Source organism: Pseudomonas salmasensis (genome assembly GCF_014268375.2).
Classification (GTDB): Bacteria; Pseudomonadota; Gammaproteobacteria; order Pseudomonadales; family Pseudomonadaceae; genus Aquipseudomonas; species Aquipseudomonas salmasensis.
Genome location: NZ_CP077083.1, coordinates 2420635 through 2436983, shown reverse-complemented (window position 1 = coordinate 2436983; position 16349 = coordinate 2420635). Strand labels below are relative to the sequence as shown.

The following is a 16349-nucleotide window of genomic DNA, read 5'->3' as shown; positions in this document are numbered from 1 at the left end:
CACCCAAGGCTCAGACACAGAGATAATTTGCTTTAGCTGACGTTGTCGGACATGACCATCGTGATGCCTTGTCAGGATGCAGGAGTACATGACGCTTTGAAGCCCACTTAACTGTAGACATCCCTGCTCATTGCCCTCGTGATGAATTCGATAGGGAATGACTAAATCCTCGCCACCTACTCTGACTTCAATGCCTGGATGTGTTGCTTGGCTGGTGTTCCCCAATATTGGGTGTAAGCCTTCAGCTCTCAACGTAAGGTCAGACGGGAAGGCGCTTGTGATTGAGCCTGTACGAAATGCGAGGTTTGATGCTGGGCTGGATGGCATGCTCAGTCTCGGGAGGCAGGGACGATGTGCTGTATATCTATCCTGACATAAAGCGACGCGGTTCATGTGGTTGGATGGATATGACCCAGGCCCCTCCGACCGTCTGCCAATGTATGCGGCTCGTTGGACAGTCACGGATCTGAAATGCTGCTGGGGACCCTGAGGCTTTTCACTAGATACGGGGCATGAAACCCGCGGGATCGAGTTAGTGGGAGGCGTTGGAAGTTACTGAAATTTCAATCGTTGAAATTGAAAGGATCTTGAAGAACAAGGGCCATCGTTACAGCTTCGGAAAAGGTTGCTGAATCTGTTGCGGATAGTGAACGCCTTCATGGCATCAACCATGGCGATGGGTGTCAACCACGTCAACCTGTCAACTGACGTAGGAAAGACTGCCGCTAACACGATCCCGCGGGTTCAATGCCCCGCATCGATCCGAAATGCCCTGGATCCTCAGCAGCTTTCCGATTCATAGGGCAAATGCACTGCGCAAAACCGAGATGCACAGGGACCCCCGTTCGCAAATCAAAGCCAAGAGCATGATCAGTCGCCCTTCGCTGATGGAGCATTACTAATGGGGTTCGGGGATACCCTTAACAAAATCGTGTTACGCGTGTTACGCGTGTTACATTTAGCTTTAACTATATGATTTCTAAAGACTTATTCGGTGTTACACATCGGCGTTTCGTTTGTCGATAGGCGTGTTACATGGCAAATAGGTGTTACATCAATATCAGCTCTGCGAGGGGTGGTTATTGGTGAACAAGGCTCTGTCATCGGGCCAGAGCCGTTCATTATGTGGCTCTACGGCCTAATTTTTGCGTGTCGCAAAGTGCAGAATTTGCCTTGAAGCTATCGCTCGATAGTTAGAATCTCCACTGCGTAGCTGCCGTTAGGATATAAAAATACGGGTGTAAGCTAACTTGAAGGCGGGCTGTATACTGCGTGCGGATAAGGGTTGTCCTGCTGTACAGGGTAATGACAGCCTCCCTTGCAGCGGCTATATGGAAGGTGATCACATTGAGTGAAGCGGGCGGACCATCAACCCAGGCGGGCGTTAGATACCAAGATCAGGTGGCGGCACTTTACCTCGGACGAATGATCGATCCACGTGAGCGCCCGCTGCACTATCAACCGGTGGAGGTGAGAATAGAAGCACCTGAGTGCGTGGACGATTTTGTCGTTAAGTTTGCAGATGGAGCACATCGCTTTTTTCAGGTCAAACTCTCGCTTGATACTAAAGGTTTGGCTTGGAAGACGCTTTGGCCCTCCTTTTTACGCCAGTTGGAAACCAACTTCGCTCTGGATGATCGCTTGGAGCTCATATTGGGTGCACCATCGAATCTTGCATCCCAGTTATCAGCAATTACTAGGCGTCACGAAGGTTCAGATCTTGCCGAGTGGCACGCTCGTCTGTCGGATAGTCAGCGCAGACTTATCTCATCTATTCAAAAGCTTCTGTCCAACGATATTCAAAAGGTTTGGCGTATTGTTACGCGTCTTGACATTAGCGTTTGGCCATCTGAATCCTTAGCTCGGGATTTTTTGCCCCAATGGATGCCACATTCGACAGTTCAGAGCACTACACTTTTCAAGACGCTGACTGACATGGTTTGGGAGGGAGCCCAAGTCAGAACGCGTTTTCACGGAGCCACGCTATATGCTCGACTGCGCTCCGAGGCTCAGATCGTCGTCCTAGATCCTCCGAACTGGGGGAGCGCGAAGTATCGTGATGCTGTCGCGGCGCTCTCTGTAATCGAGGTTCCAGGCACTGAATTCATTCACCTACCCGAAGGAGCTTATCTCTGGCCCAAATGCCTTCGATATGATCGGGATCGTCAACCTGACTTCGACGATGACCTACCTGGGTGGCGAAATATTCACGAGGAGGCAACAGTCGATCTTTGCGATTTTCCCAGCACTGACCTAGAGGCTGTAGTTGTCATTGCAGGGCCGGGGTTTGGGAAGACCACCCTTGTTTATGCGATTGCAAGAAAGGTTGCTCTTGAAGATCTCCTACCGGCAATAGTGCCGATTACTAAGCTTTCCGATTCTGACCTATCTATTGCGGACTACCTTTCGCAGAAATTGAATAGCGAGTTCGACGTACAAATAGATTGGCGTGCTGCCGCCAATGCAGGGACGCTTGTACTCCTGCTGGACGGACTGGATGAAGTGTCTAGTGACCGGCGAACTTTGATATTGGAACGCCTTAGAGTATATCGCGCTACTCATCCAGGTGTGCGCTGGTTGATGACAGTGCGAGACGCAGCAGCTCTATCTCCGCCCAGTGACGTAACGATGGTGGAGCTGATGTCTTTAAACGATGAGGATATTACACTCTATGTCGACTTCTACCGACCAGGTGAGCCTGGTTTAGCTAAAGCGCTGCTTGATCGTATGGAGGCACGTCCGGATTTAGCTCACCTCGTACGTATTCCCATATTTCTCGCGTTATTGCTTGTTATGCGCCAAGAGCGCGAGGACCTGCGTCGTAGTGACTTGCTTGATAGTTATCTCGAAACTCTGTTCCGCCCAGCAGCATTCAAAAGCACCCAAAAAGCCGACCCAATCGACACCTCACTGCTTAGGCGTATTGCTGAGCAAGCAGCGTTCGAAGCACTTGAAACGGATACGCTTGGCTTGAGCTCGAGGCTACTCGAAAGATGTGTTAAGGGCCTAGCGCCAGCCTTCCGTACCGATGACGTGCGCGATGCGTTGATTCGTCGAGGTGTATTGAGGCGAGAGGGGCTGGTGAGGTTGACCTTCCCTTTCCCAATTGTTCAGGAATATCTTGCCTCGGCCGAACTGCTTGAGTGCCACCAAGACCAACTCGCGCAGCGGTTGTCCAAGATCGCGAAACGTCCGTGGGCACAGGCAATTCAGTTTGCTCTTGAGCGTCATCCTAACCCAAGCTCTCTAATCGACGAGATTCTTGAACATGAAGACGATGTTTTTCACACCGGATTGCGATTGCTTGGTAGGTGTTTGGCCAACGGGATGTCTGCCTCAAGGTCACAGCGGCAGGTGATAGGAGAACGTATCGCCGCAATTTGGGGCAAAGTATCGTGGCGGACAAGCAGGTTGATCGACGGTATCATCGTTGATGCGTTCTCACAGCCCTTGCATCTAGCTGTGCGGGCGAGGCTAGGGGAGCGCCAACTGCTTCATAACGGTTCCGGCACAATCTTAGCAAGGCGCAGCGAAACAAGCCTCTCATTAGCGGTTCTCGGCGAGCTTCTGGACGGCGATATCGAGCACATGCTCAATATTGGTGACTTTCAGCATGAGGTGAACCGACTTGGAACAGCTGCGTTTAATCTATATATCGCTCGAAGTCGTCTCTACCCAGAAAAAGCCGAAGACGGACAAGCGATCAGTTGCCTGATTGGTCATATGTGCATTGGTTGCGTACATGCCGATGTTGCATATTCAGCAGCCGGCGATAAAACCCTTCCAATTGAAGTCCGGTTAGCCGCCTGGAGCCATTCGGCGCGCAAGCTCGAACCCGCGATGGAAGAAATCATCGTTCAGGCGATGGCGGGTGGTGGGTTTCATATGAACGCTTCCGCAGCACAAGCGTTGTCATCGCCCCAGGTCGAGATAGCATCGATTCTACGTCTCTTGCGATCACCGCAAGTACCCGAGAAGCATTCTTTGGATACCATGGAGTACCTCATCAGTGATTGGGGTAAGCTCGGGCGCTCTGATAAGGTCAACGATCTGTTGGTTGCGGAAGGTATCAGCGAGAAAATGCGTGATATTGTCTCGCTATATGCTGTTCAGAAAGGGAATCTGGGCGCCTTCGACTCCTTACTTAATCGTATTCCCGTAATGACCGCAGAGATGGTTAGCGGGACAGTGATTATGTTCGGACATGTGCCTGATCGTTTGCGTGTGGATCGGGCGGTCTCTGCGATAACAAATCGACAATGGAAAGCTGAAGATCGTCTCTTGATCGCTGGCTCTCTCTCGACGGGATTAACCTGTCGTTTGAATATGATGGGAATAAATTCGGGTTCTCTTGATCCCGCGCCTCCTCATCCAGGGCGAGCTATTGCTTTCGGTTTGTTTAGAGAGTGGTTAGCTAAAGCCGACTATGAACCACGTGAACGGCTTCGGCTCATGCTCGATGCGGTGAGGCTCGGTGTACCCGGAGCCGCTAAAAGTCTCCGTCCGCTCTTCGACTTTATAATAGCTATGCCGGTGAGTGAAAAGAGTTCTGACGGCAGCTTGGAGGGAAGCGCACTAGAGATTCTACATACAATTGGCGAAGCTCCTCCACTGGAAGAACTTGAACACCTCGCTAGTTCTGGAGCGTACAACCTTGCATCTAGAGTAATATTAGTTATAGCCAAAGGCGGCACTATTACCGAGGCAGAAAGTCTGATGCGGCTGTATGAAAGCATGCCATCAAAGAAAATGATTCGTTTGGTAATTATGGGCGTGCTTGAACCTCTCGCTGCTCGGTTAGGCCTACGCATCACGATTTCTAGCGAAAAATTCAGGACTGAGTCAATTTGATTTTGGGTATTTCCCAAGAGTCAAATTATGTATCTCTTTTTTTTGCTAAAAATAGCCGTTAGCTGCAGCTGATGAACGACCGCTCTCAGCTGATTCTATTGAAAAAGTTGGCCATGGTTTGCACCTTAGAAAAATATCCGATTGATATTGAAGTCTTTACATTGAATAGAGGATTACGGGCTCAGATACCGTTTCGCAACGCGCAAAAAAGAGTTCTGCGGTGAGTAGGCTGGCAGCCTAGAAGAACAGACTTTTTCAGCGAAATCGGCCAATTGTATTCTTCCATCAATGACCATTGTCGACCTATTGCTGCCGTTCTAATTAAAAATCCGCTCGCGACAGCTAGCACGGCGTTTACAATGGCGTTTGTAGGTAGCGTGATCCTATTAAACTTTCAATTGCTGTAAGATTTTTAAATAAATTATATATCGAAAGATATCATCCCAGTTTTGATCAGTTCGGCTACTGTGGTGAATTTTTCTTTGGCATCAATCGAGGTGAGTATGCCGTCAACTTTCAGATCCTTAAGAAGGTAAAGAGGAGTGATGAAAGATAAGCCCTCATCCTCATAACCAGTACTATTCACGCCGACTACTAACCCTTGTGAATTGAACACAGGGCCGCCGCTCGCTCCTCCGTGTATAAAAATGGAAGTTTGCACGCATGGGCCGGGAAGCATCACGCTATCTCTACCTTGTAGAAAGTGCTCTTGCACTTCACCTTTAAAGAATTCCCCCCAAAGATAGCAAGCCTCCCTTACCTCGCCAGGTTGGAATACGGACCTGGGGTAGGCGTACGTCACCACAATTTCACCCACATCAGGAACTTTGGAAGACAGTTTCGCAACTGGATTTTCTAGCTTACCTCTAGTAAGACTCGTCATTGAGGTTACGCGGCCGATGCAGATATCAGCTCTCGGATGTTTGTGAACAGATGTGATTGGCCTCTTAACATAAGAGTCACCTTCGATCATTTGGATGATCAGCGGCATCCCACTAGCAGATCCATCATCTGCAACGAACTCATCCATAACATGACTAGCAGTCGCGAAAATGCCTTCAGGTCCGACAAAGAAGCCGGTACCAACTAAGCTGTATTTGCCCGTTTTTGACATTTTAAGGATTGGAAAAACCGCTTTTGATGGATCAACCCGCACGCCATCTTGATCTGTGGCCCAGAAGTCACCCTCTAATGATACGCCTCGTAAGTTTTTTCGCGGAAAATGCGGGCTGTCCTGCATCTCTAATAATCCCTTGTTAGTTTGCCGGTTGGTCTTGGTTGTGCGCCCTAATCCGTATACAGCAATACGCGCGTAGTGAATATAACAGCTAGTCAAACGCTAACTGGTGTTTTGCTACCCCGTGAAAGATGGTGGCTATATAATTAAGAGTTATTTTGTTGATGAATGAAAAAAGCAGATCCGCCTCAACAATGTCATCTAAGCCGATATTGTCACTTCGTGCGTTTGAGTAATGAAAAAACCTATTTCGTAAGGTGACAAAAAAACTATGATACTCCGCGAAAGGAATAGCCAGACGGTCTGGGCGAACTGTTGCAGGTGTATAACTGTCTGGGCTTTTCCAACCTGCAACTTTTTCAGCTAATGCCTTGAATATTGGCTCCCTATATTCTTGCTTTGTATTTATTTCTACATCAACAGTGCGCGCTAGCTCTGGCATGCCTTTGAAAAGACTTACTACAAATGTTTTGTGGAATTTTAGCTCGCCAACATTCCCATCTGAATCATTGTTCATCCACTTCCGAAGATTCTCAAACGTCCCGACATAATCTTGCGTCCTTGATGCATAGATCATCGGAAAAGCATATGATAGGTGCTCATAAGATCTATACAAATGAACGAATGCAGCCGTGTGACGCCCACCTTCTTCATGGTAAACACAGCTCGCCAGCTCGCTTAGAAACGGTTTATAGAATTTCCGATTCTTCCATCCCGTTCTCTTTACAAGCCGTTCATAATCCGATAGCGTCAAGCCTTCGTCGAATTCATCGAAAAATGACAAATCTCCATTTTCATTATGTCTCATGTCGCCATAAAAATAATTTTTTGAGAGGGCTGCACTTTCATCTGTGTTCAAGTTGGTAATCTGGCAACTACCAGATAGAACTCGAAATATTAGAGCGAACTCCGTAGCTCCATCATGTATAAAGAAAGGAGACTCAGGCGTAAGTGGAGATCCATTGCACTCCGAGAACTCATAGCTAACAGTTTTCATTTATGCTGCGATCTCATCCGAGAAGTAGCTAAGCAGCTCAATGTCACTAGATTCCTTTAGTGTACTGATCTTCTCTATAAATTTTTTGCTGAGTTCGCGGCGATATTTTCCAAGATTTACCTTGGCCGCATCAATTGATTTAAAAGCGCCGTCGAACATATCTACAGCGTCACCAAATTCATCGGCGCTCATTTCTACTAGGTCGTTGTACGAGGATTTAACGCCTACACAAAACCCGATAAAATTGTTCTGAGTTTTAAGCCAGCTTTTACCAGCTTCATTGGCCGAAAATTTGTCAACCAACTCAAGCACCTGTTGGAATTCTAGGCCGTTCTCCACTACAGCGGTCGCCATGATATTTCCAACAATAATCTCATCCATTTTTTCACTGATGATTTTATTGTTTTCGTTATGAACGCTATTGGTGAAGAATGCTAAATATCCTTTGGATATATCAGCAAGATTAAATGCGCCGCGCTTTATCTTGTCTCCACGATCCTTCTCAGATTGAACCTCTATATCAAGAGACTCAAAGTCGAATAGCTCTTCAGTGAGAACTTCGATTTGATGCCTAGGGGTCATTGGGCGCTGACCGTTGTTTAATGTAATCATCCGATACAGGAGCATATCTTTGTTGCCAGAGATGATGATGCTTAAAAATAGGGCTTTATCAGCTGGAAAGCCTTCGTCATCTTTGATGCTATTAAGTGTGTTTAGGCGTTGCATGCCGTCTAGGACATATCCACTGACTATATTTTCATTTGCGTATAAAGCTGCTTCTTCGATGTCGTCAAACTCTGGGTCCTGATCCACCATTGCTAGAGTAATCGCAGGCATCAAACAACCCTTTAAAAGGTCATTCCGAAGGCGATCATAAAATGCAGGGTTTTGAATTTTTCGCTGCGCGGCAAAACGGTTGATCAGAGGAAAAATATTTTCAATTGCATAGCCATATGTAGTCTGCCCAGTCAACACAACACTTTTAATAACAGCATCGTATTCCTGCGTGAAAATTGTGATGCTCATATAAGAATCCCTCCTCAAATCGAGAATCATATTCACATTGGCGGCCAGCGTAAAGCTCAGCTCCGCATCAATGAAATATTCATATCGACCATGACCCGAATGTTCCTTTCAAATGGAGCTTGCGGGCCTTTTGGTAATCACGCATCTGCGCACTGTTCTGTGGTGTTTTGATCATCGGTGGATCGATGGTAGGCCCGAAGCAACCTGCCCTCGCCGGTAGCTTCGGGTATGGTTTAGGTTAGGCTGCCAATAGGTCAATCAGGCTGTATTGGTGTGAGCGATCCGCAAGTTCTCGCCAGGTCCAGTTTCCGAAGTTTTCGCCCTGTTCAGGGATGTCCAGCTTCATCAGTGCAACTGGGTCTCGACTAATCAGGTTGCGTGCAGCCCACAGCTTGCCGCCGGTCTCCAGCAGTGCTTTCGCCGCCTCATTCCATTGTTCTTCTAACACGGTGTTTGCCAGGTGAGCCGCGTTTTTCTCGATCTCGGTGCGTTCCTTTTGTGCCTCTGTGATGTTCAGATCAATTGTCACCAGTTCCTGCTCCAGGGCCGTTATGAGCAGTTGTTGGCGGCGATGATGCTCAACCGCAGCCGTGAGGTTTTTTGCTGCCTTTTGAGCTTCAGCGTTTGCCGCTTTTTCGCCCTCCACATCGCCCCAGGCGACAGCCTGTGCATAAGCGGTGGCCGCGTCCGTTTCAGCTTGTCGAGCTTTTGCCATGTCTTCCTGATCGCTCTGGCGGACATGCTGCAACCGAGTCTCGATGCTGCTGCGCTTTTCGTTGAGTTCCATCTCGTCGGCTTTCCAGTTCGCCATATCGCTGAGATAGCTCGCAGCCATGCTCTCACGGTTCTCCAATGTCTCAAGGCGATCAATCTTCTGGTTCAGTGCGCTGATCTCGAGATGTCGGGAGTCGATGCGTCTTTTGTGATCGTTGATTTCCTCTTGTACAGCCCGTTGACGGCCTTGCTCGATAACCTCAGGGCTTTCCAGCGCCGCTTCGAAGGGCGCCAGGTCATTCTGAATGCTCTCCATTTCGAGGGTCAGTTGGTCGCGGCGGTCTTTCAGTTCTTGGATAGTGTTCATCTGTGTTGTCTCTGAGCAATACGTTGATGGGAATAGTTGAACGGCTGGCGAGGCCGGGAATGAGCCGGCGCTACCTCTATCAGCAGGCATGCCGTCAGGCGGCCTTGGCCTCGCCTTCATCCGTTCCAGGGACTGTCTTCACCACATAGCAGCGTTGAGGTCCTAACCCGGGCAGGCGAATCAAGCTGTACGCCTTTCCATCACTTCCCGGCTCGAGCACGCCCCGTTGCAGCAGCTCCTTGTTCACCGCACTGATATTCATGCCCTTGAAGATCTCGGCCTTCCAGGCTTCAGGCAGCACGTAGTAGGTGTTGGTGGTGTGCAGGGCGTCGCCCATGCCGTGTTCCAGGGTCTTGCGAAAGCCCAACCGATCAATCGTGCGTGGGCCGTGCTCATCGATTTTGGCGGCGGCGGATTCCCATCGGGTGAAGCGGCTTTCTCCAAATCGCTCGATGACCTGGCGTAGCCGCGCCAAGATCGCATCACCCTCGAAGTTACCGGCGCCGCCACGTTCGGCCAGCCACGCATGCAAACACACCCGTGCGGCGGTCGTGGCTGTGCCGTCCGGCCAGCCAGTGACGCCGAAGGCGGTGGCCAACTCTCCGGCCGCTGCTGCGAGACCGAAGCGGAGGGTGGCACGCTGGGCCTGACCACTGGCCGAAGCGGGCAGGTTTTGGGTGATGAACTGCTCCACTGTGCGGCGAACGATCACCGACCACCTGAGCATTTCTCCGGGCGCGCACAGCGCGTGCAGGAAGGCGGTGAGGGGAGTGCCGTAGTATTTGGCTACGCGAGCTTTGAGTGCGTCGGATAGGGCGGCTGCATCCTCAAAACCGTTCAGCACATCGAACATGCCAAGGCCTTTGCTCGCATCCGCAGGCACGGCGAGCATGCGCACCTCCATGCCGGCTTTCAGCTCCTTGTTGGCATCCGCCATGTGCTGCGCCAACGTCTTCTCGCCCGTCGAGAGAAACAGCAAGCGCCACTCCTGCACCTGTCGGCCTGCTTGTCCTCGATCATTCGCCCTGGCTTTGCCGGTGCCATTGCCGAGCATGTACACCGTCTCGCCGATAATGCGCGGGTCGCACATGCCGATTTCATCCAGTACCAGGAGGCCGTCTGAGTGAGCGGCGGCGATGGACTCCAGAGCGTTATCTGTGGAGCGCCACGAGCGCACCAGACGCGGCCCGCCACAGACCGAGGCAGCGACCTGCAAGTGGGTCGTTTTGCCACCGGAGCTGTCACCATAGAGGTGGAAGCCGCCTGACTCATGCCCGAGCAGGTTCAACAGCGGGCCTGCAAAGGCCACAGAGACGACAAACGCCAAGCGGTGGTTGCCAACGCACAACGCGCCGATTTGTTGCTGCCATTGCTCCAGAGAGCCCGCTTCGTTGATCGGTGGTAACTGTGCCCCGGCTTCATAAAAATGCAGGTGTTCGGCGTGCGAGCCGATTTGCTGTTCGGGCAAAAGGAAAGCGTTGCCGTGCCAGCCTAGACGCGTCACCAGTCGTGCGCGTTGTGCGCTGTCGAAGCCGCCGAGGTAGCTCTGCAAGTCATTACGTGCGTTACGTCCCGACCGGCTTCCTGCAAGGCGTAGCCCCATGTCTACCAGCGGCCCGAGGACGTCCTTGCCGAAGTCGCCGGTCATGGTCCGGGCCGGGATATTCCAGCGCTTTTTGGCGCCGTCCGGGTCGTCGAACTCGACCAATAAACCCCAGTTGTGTCCCTTGTCGTCGCGAGTACGGGCGATGATTTCGAGAGGCGAACACACAGGACGCGCCTCGCCATCATCGCCGGAATAGAACACCCCTTCGGGCGTCAGGCGAAAGCCGCCCGGCAACAGGTCATTTTTCGATTTCGCGGGGCGTTTTGCAGGTGCCTTAGCCTTCGGTTCTTGGGGCTCATTGTGCTCAGCGAGAGTGCCGAAAAACACGCCGTTACGCACCAGCTCGGTCATATGGTCAGCGGTCCAACCTTTGGTTAATGCATCTGCTGCATCATCGCCATCCGCCCATTTGCCACCCTTGATCAGTGTCGGCTTGCCACCTTCGCTGCTGGGCTTGAGCTTGAACACGTCGAGCGAGATTCGTTGCACTGAAGCGGCGCCCAGCTCAGTCAGCTTGAGCTCGATGGAGTCCATGCAGGTCTTGCCGCTGGCATCGTTATCCGGCCACAGCACCACAGCGCGCCCTTTGAGGGGCGTCAGGTCGGCCTTGTGCCAAGAGTTGGAGCCGTTCGGCCAGCAGGTGGCTACGTGGTCGGGCATCAGTTCGGCGGCGGCATCAGCAGCCTTCTCGCCTTCACACAACACCACAGGCGCATCGGTGCGCTGTGCCAGCTCATCCAGGCGCAGCAGTGGCCGAGGCTCGGGCAACCCCTGCCAGCGCCATTGTGTGGTTTGCCCATCGGAGCGCTTGCACCAGGTCAGCGGTGCAAAGACCTTCTTCGGTTTGCCGTCTTCATCCGGGGCCAGGTCGAAGCGATACAGCGCCATGACCGGCTGGCCCTGGGCATCACGATAGATCCACACCTTGGACGGAACACCGTGTTGCCGGTGTTTGGCAGGGCACTTGTTCATGGCCTCGGCCGGGATCGGTTGAATTGCGATCCACTCCGGCGTTGCGCTCTTGGCCGGTGCGCTTTTGGTGGTCGCAGAACCAGCGGAAACACTGAGCAGATCCGCCAGCTTTTTGCAGGCCTCAACGTCCGTGCCGCCGTCGATATAGCGCACCAGGTCGATCAGGTCGCCGCCCTTATCGCCAGTGGCAAAATCTGCCCAGGTGCCTTTGCTCAAATTGACCTTGAGCGAGCCAGCGCGCTTGTCTGTACGCGTCGGATTGGGTGCTGTGTATTCCTTGCCGCCGTCGACGCGTTTACCGTTCGGCAGCCAGTGAGTAAGGACGCGGTCGATGTTTTTCAGGGCAGCGCTTTTTACGTCAGCAAAGCTGGGGCGTTTTGAGGTGTTGCCGGTGCGCTGAGTCATAGTGTGGTCCTCGACTCAAGCAACGCCTCGTTCACGTCGTCGATCAGCGCCTTAGCCATCTCGCCGAGGTAGAACGCAGGCCAACTAAAACGCTCGCTCGCATCGCTGATGGCGGCGTCGAGGATCAGTTGATTGGCGTGGTGGAGAATCTGTGAGACGGCTTCAAGTGCGTCCTCCAGCGGGATACCGGCATTCACCCGAAACAGGTTTTGGCCGTTACCGTTGGCAGGGGAAAACTCGGAGCGTCCAAGCGTGCTGGAGTGTGTCACAGCGCACCGCCTTTCTGGCCCATCGGCACAGAGGAGGCATCACCGTACATGGTGAGTGTTTTGATCAAACCCAAGGTGCCACGCACGTCCCAAATAACGGACGACAGCACGCGGTTGGAGAGCAGGGGTTTATCTCCGTCTAAGTGGTCCTCCAGCAGCATGAGAACGGAGTCGGCACGGTCGAGCGCACAGGTGATGGCGTCGATAGGCAGACCGGCTTCGGCGTCCTGGCTGACGCAGAGGAGATCCTCGGGCAGTGCAAAGCCTGGGAGCATGCTCATTGTGCACCCCCTGCGGCTTCTAGGGCGCGGGCCTTGGACATATGGCTGTTGTAACGGGAAAGGCGTGTAGCGAGGCTGGAGTTGGCGTGTAAAGCGGCGAGAGCCATTGCTCGATGAGCGGCGGCGCGAATTTTGGACGGATTGAGGGCAGGCATAGGTGACACTCCAAGTTTGAAGATGGAGCTGCCACTGATCGTCGCCAAACGAATTAGGGTGGCAGCTGTGCGCAGGTTGGCGAACCGGGAACTTGGAACCCGGCAGACCCGAAGGTCTCCCACGCACAGCTGCCATAACACGAAACGGCAGGCACAAAAAAAGCGCCTGCTGTCGGATGGGGCGCCTGTGCGCCAAGTAACTCGGGTCGCCAAACCCGGTCGCTGAATTTGCAGCGACGACCAGAGAGTAACGTCCGTTTTTTGAAAGTGCAACTGTGCAGATCACTTGCGGATTTTTTCGATGGGGCATAAATTGATCAGGCATGTAGATTTACCTCAACGCCTCCGGTTGCCGCCGGGGGCGTTTTCATTTCAGGCATGGACTTCCCAGCGCAGGGAAACAAAGGGCAAGAAGTCGCCATCGAGACGGGCGCGTGCATCTTCGTAGGCTTCGACCTGTTGGCCTTCGTCAACGATGATTGCTCGGGGGGCTTGGCAGGGAACCGACAATGCGCACCAGGTTCCATCTGCCCATCGCATCACCATCACGTCTCGGTTAATGCGTTTTTGCTCAGTACGGTAGCGCTCGAAACGCTGCATACCTCGTGATGAGAAACCCACATTTCTGAGTACAGAGAAGGGCTGCAAAATGGCCTTATTGGCGACACGATTTTTCATGCTGCCACCTGATCGCGGGCAGCGATGCGTGCGCGTGTCCATGCCTGAACTTCCCCCAGTACCCACGCAACCGGAGCGCTTCGGGCATTGCTGTTACTCAGCTTCACCGGCAATGGGAATCCGCTTTCAGGTTGACGCATCAGCTTGTAGATAGTCGGGCGTGCGAGCCCTACGATTGAAATGACCTCGGGCATGCGGATGAGCGTCATGGAGGGATCGTGCGAGGGAATTGCTTTTAATACGGTAGTCATAGCGAGCTAACCCTTTGTTAATTGAGACAACGGGTCATACGCTACGCAGGGGAGGAAGAGTGGACTGTGTCCGCTCCCTTTTTTATTTCAGAGGTCTAAGGCCCAGAGCGGTCAAATGCTCTCTAATGGTTTTTTTTGTGCCGTGGCTCTTCCGTTCGGAAAGAATATTGGTCAGTTCAGCATCGGACAGGCTTCGCTTTTCAGTTTTCCGACCATTAATGATTTGCTCGGCAGCAGCCTTGATTTTTGCTCGTCTATCCATTGTGTCGGTCTGTATTTTTGAGCTGGGATCACGGTTCCCCTTGCCGGCTTCCTGGCCTCGTCTCGTCGCCTTTGTTGAAAAGGCGTCGTCGAGAATTCGATGCATCAGGCTTGATGTGTTGAAGCCTTTTTTAAACACATCCATCTGCTCCACTTGACGATAAAGGCTCGCCATCAACAAAGCCTGGTTCGCCTCACCTAACAACGTAGCGAAGTCTTCTCGTGCTCGGATTTCGTTTCCGCTACTACGGTCCCGCTCTTTTTCGATCAGTGCAAGGTACTGGCGGGGTGAGTCATGTCTCAGTTGCTCTATCAGGTCTGCATCAATGTCGTAGGTCGCGAGTTCAAGGTCGAATAGCCAATTTGCGAGCGTCTCAACGGCCTGCGTTCCAAGTACCAGGGCGTAGGTAGCCACGAGCTGTGAGTCTGATGCGGAACGGCTGACCCGAAGGAGCCCTCGAATCACGCTTGGCAACGAGCCTGCTTCCGCAGAGTCGGCATGGTCGTAGATGGCATCACGTAAGGAGTAAAGGGTTCGTGTGATCGATTCTGCACCTGGGGAGTAGGAACCCTCCTCAAGCCAGAACGATGTGGCTGTGTTGATCAGATCGAAGGCACTTTTGAAGTGTTCGTTGAACTGCGGAAACAGCGCAAGACTGCGAACGGCTGCCTCGACATCGTCCTGATCCCACACCAGGCACGTTACGTCGAAACCTGCGATTTCGAGTTCGAGCTCTTCTGCCTCGATGCCCCGCTCAAAGTCCATTTAGATCTCCCCGCCGCCCCGAAGCCGATAGGCTGTTACAGCGATTTGCAGGTGGAGGCGCCGATGCCAGCAGGGTTGAGGGCGTGGCTTTTCTGTAACACGACTGCTCGATGTAACACGTGGCGTTCAGAAGCTTTGCAGTGCGTGTAACGCTAAAAATATTCAATAAATACAATGGGTTATTGGTGGGCGTAACACGCGTAACACCCGTAACACCATTTTTGAAGGGGTATAGGGTTGACGGCTTCACACGGCCTTCCCAAATTGACCTTGCACTACATTTCCGGCCTCTAGGGAATCAAGGTGATCGGCGTACCATTGCATCATTTTTACGCGTTGCTCAAAGTATTGGGCCTTGTTGTATACCCCCGAGATGCCTTCCTCTTTGTGAGCCAACTGCGCTTCAACATGTTCCTTCGGCCAGCCATGTTCTCGAAGTAACGTGCTCGCGGTGTGTCGAGTACCGTGTCCTACTAGACGCCCTTTGTAGCCGATGGTAGCGAAGACTTTGTTGATTGTGTTTTCGCTGATGGTTGGGTTCTTTGCTCCGACGCCGGGGAAAAGCCAGCGACTCCGTCCCGTTAAACAGTGCAGGTCCCTCAGTGCTGTAACGGCTTGGTGGGGAAGGGGGCATACAAAATCCCGGCGCATCTTCATCTTGGCAGCAGGCGTCGTCCAAATGGCCTTCTCAAGGTTGAACTCTTTCCATTCAGCCAAGCGGACCATGCCTGGGCGGGATGCCGTCCAGATACAAAGCCATGCGGCGGTACGTGCAGTCAGTCTGCTCGGAGTGTTTTTGAGTGCTTGGAGAAACTCAGCGAGTTCAGGCTCCAGCAAGTGTGGATGCTGCTGAGTCTTGGGCGCCTGGGCGGCAATGTCGCGAAGGCGGCTGCCCGGATCGTTTTCGGTGAGTCCTAAACCAATTGCTCGGCCGAAGATTTGGTTGATCCAGGTGCGGCACTTTTCTGCCACGTTGTGAGCGTCTCTAGCTTCGAGGGATGCCTGGAGATCTGCACAGTCGGTGCGGGTGATTTCGTCGAGGGGCTTATCTCCCAATGCCGGGAGTATGTCCTTGTCGAGGTAGGTGCGGATTTTGTGAAGGGTAGAGGTTGCGAGGCCCTTTTCTTCTTTGGCCTTGAGCCAAGCTTCAGCAGCAGCTCGAAACGTTCGAGCCTTGGCCGCATCGATTGCAGCTTTAGCGGATCGTTTCTGCTCAAGGGGATCAGCGCCGCTACTCACCACTTTGCGTAGATCGGCAGCTTTCTCTCTTGCCAGCGCACCACTGACCTCTGGGTAACCCCCGAGCCCCATCCAAGCCCAATTGCCCGCCGGACGTTTGTAGCGTAGCTGCCAGGATTTACCACCATCAGGTTTGACCCTGAAGTAGAGGCCGTTTCCGTCTAGCTCCCGGTATTCCTTTGACTCCGGCTCCAGCCCTGCAAGCGTCGTGTCTGCGAGAGGGCGGCGCTTGATATCTGCGCGCTTCATCCTTGTATCCCAAAGTTCGGTATTT

General features: G+C 52.5%; 12 protein-coding genes. 1 reads left to right on the top strand and 11 read right to left on the bottom strand.

All coding sequences use genetic code 11. The features are described from left to right. Positions 1-1347: 1347 nt before the first annotated feature. Positions 1348-4851: an NACHT domain-containing protein gene (locus HU731_RS10700; protein ID WP_186607828.1), complete on the top strand. Its 3504-nt coding sequence runs from the start codon at positions 1348-1350 to the stop codon at positions 4849-4851. A gap of 421 nt (positions 4852-5272) precedes the next feature. Here the strand turns inward: HU731_RS10700 and HU731_RS10695 are convergent, their stop codons facing one another. From HU731_RS10695 to HU731_RS10645, 11 genes are all read right to left on the bottom strand, one after another. Beyond that, positions 5273-6091 carry a S1 family peptidase gene (locus HU731_RS10695; RefSeq protein WP_186607829.1) on the bottom strand — a complete coding sequence of 273 codons (819 nt, stop codon included), beginning with the start codon at positions 6089-6091 and terminating at the stop codon, positions 5273-5275. A gap of 88 nt (positions 6092-6179) precedes the next feature. Further along, the gene (locus HU731_RS10690) at positions 6180-6947 is read right to left on the bottom strand and encodes a hypothetical protein (RefSeq protein WP_186607830.1); all 768 of its coding nucleotides are present in this window, start codon (positions 6945-6947) and stop codon (positions 6180-6182) included. Between the two features lie 138 nt (positions 6948-7085). Continuing rightward, positions 7086-8111, bottom strand: coding sequence for a hypothetical protein (locus HU731_RS10685; RefSeq protein WP_186607831.1), 1026 nt, complete (start codon positions 8109-8111; stop codon positions 7086-7088). Positions 8112-8349: 238 nt separating this feature from the next. Beyond that, positions 8350-9192 carry a coiled-coil domain-containing protein gene (locus HU731_RS10680; protein ID WP_186607832.1) on the bottom strand — a complete coding sequence of 281 codons (843 nt, stop codon included), beginning with the start codon at positions 9190-9192 and terminating at the stop codon, positions 8350-8352. Between the two features lie 94 nt (positions 9193-9286). Further along, entirely contained in the window at positions 9287-12175 is a 2889-nt protein-coding gene (locus HU731_RS10675; RefSeq protein ID WP_186607833.1) for a DUF927 domain-containing protein, read from the bottom strand. Continuing rightward, positions 12172-12444 (bottom strand): DUF3077 domain-containing protein, encoded by a 273-nt coding sequence (locus HU731_RS10670; protein ID WP_186607834.1) that lies wholly within the window; start codon positions 12442-12444, stop codon positions 12172-12174. The genes HU731_RS10675 and HU731_RS10670 overlap by 4 nt, the downstream gene beginning before the upstream one ends. After that, the gene (locus HU731_RS10665; RefSeq protein WP_017846196.1) at positions 12441-12725 is read right to left on the bottom strand and encodes a hypothetical protein; all 285 of its coding nucleotides are present in this window, start codon (positions 12723-12725) and stop codon (positions 12441-12443) included. Before HU731_RS10665 ends, HU731_RS10670 begins: the two co-directional genes overlap by 4 nt. A gap of 527 nt (positions 12726-13252) precedes the next feature. Beyond that, positions 13253-13558 carry a hypothetical protein gene (locus tag HU731_RS10660; protein ID WP_104504657.1) on the bottom strand — a complete coding sequence of 102 codons (306 nt, stop codon included), beginning with the start codon at positions 13556-13558 and terminating at the stop codon, positions 13253-13255. Continuing rightward, on the bottom strand, positions 13555-13809 hold the full coding sequence (locus HU731_RS10655; RefSeq protein ID WP_026078127.1) for a helix-turn-helix transcriptional regulator: 255 nt from the start codon (positions 13807-13809) through the stop codon (positions 13555-13557). The genes HU731_RS10660 and HU731_RS10655 overlap by 4 nt, the downstream gene beginning before the upstream one ends. An 82-nt stretch (positions 13810-13891) precedes the next feature. After that, a complete protein-coding gene (locus tag HU731_RS10650) occupies positions 13892-14836 on the bottom strand; it encodes a hypothetical protein (RefSeq protein WP_186607835.1) in 945 nt (314 codons plus the stop codon). Between the two features lie 246 nt (positions 14837-15082). Continuing rightward, positions 15083-16324 carry a tyrosine-type recombinase/integrase gene (locus HU731_RS10645; RefSeq protein ID WP_186607836.1) on the bottom strand — a complete coding sequence of 414 codons (1242 nt, stop codon included), beginning with the start codon at positions 16322-16324 and terminating at the stop codon, positions 15083-15085. Between the last annotated feature and the right edge of the window lie 25 nt (positions 16325-16349).